Annotated in this window: 1 protein-coding gene; it reads right to left on the reverse strand. The window is 57.9% G+C overall.

Going from position 1 to position 850, the window contains the following annotated elements; all coding sequences use genetic code 11:
• Positions 1-18: 18 nt before the first annotated feature.
• Positions 19-779 (reverse strand): IS5 family transposase gene (locus PMI09_RS30755; protein ID WP_085990716.1). Its coding sequence is split into 2 segments (ribosomal slippage): positions 19-452 and positions 452-779, totalling 762 coding nucleotides; the frame shifts between segments, so codons are not numbered across the junction.
• Positions 780-850 lie beyond the last annotated feature (71 nt).

Genomic DNA, 850 nt, shown 5'->3' on the forward strand with positions numbered 1-850 from the left:
CCTAGGAAGTGTGGACAGTTATCTGATCCATAGAACGATTGCTGCGATGGTGACGACTGCTAGGTAGTTTTCGGCGGTTTTTTCGAAGCGGGTAGCGACCCTACGGAACTGCTTGAGTCTCGAGAAGCAGCATTCGATCAGGTGCCGCTGGGCATAGAGATGCTTGTCCAGCGGGTATTTTTGCGCGCGCGAAGGATTGTTGGGGATCACCGCCACAGCGCCTTTATCGGCGATGGCATTACGCAGGCGGTCGCTGTCATAAGCGGTGTCGGCCATGACGATATCGGCAGGTAGGCCCTCGATCAGGGCATCGGCTTGCGGCGCATCACCCTTTTGGCCTGCAGTAAGTGTGAAGCGGACCGGGCAGCCGAGACCACGCACGGCCATGTGGATCTTGGTGCTCAGGCCGCCGCGAGAACGGCCAAGGGCTTGATCTTCAGCCCCTTTTTTGCGCCGGCAGCGTGCTGATGGGCGCGGATGATGGTGGAATCAACGATCAGGTATTCGAAGTCCGGATCGTCCGCCATCGCGGCGAACATGCGCCACCAGATGCCCTTTCGGCTCCAGCGGCTGAAACGGCGGAAGACACTGTTCCACTCGCCGAACAATTCCGGCAGGTCACGCCAGGGAGAGCCGGTACGCACAATCCAAAGCACCGCTTCCACAAACATGCGGTTATCACGGCCGGACGAACCGCGGGTGCGCTCGTCACCAATGATGTGATGCGATATCCGCTCCCACTGCTCGTCCCGAAGGATCAGACGATCCAAAACACCCATGACTGCCTCCAAAAGACAGTCTTGAATCTGATTTGCTCAATCTTGGGAATCCCAAGAGTCCACACTTCCTA

Origin of the sequence: Rhizobium sp. CF122, assembly GCF_000282035.1 — a bacterium.
Taxonomy (GTDB): domain Bacteria; phylum Pseudomonadota; class Alphaproteobacteria; order Rhizobiales; family Rhizobiaceae; genus Rhizobium.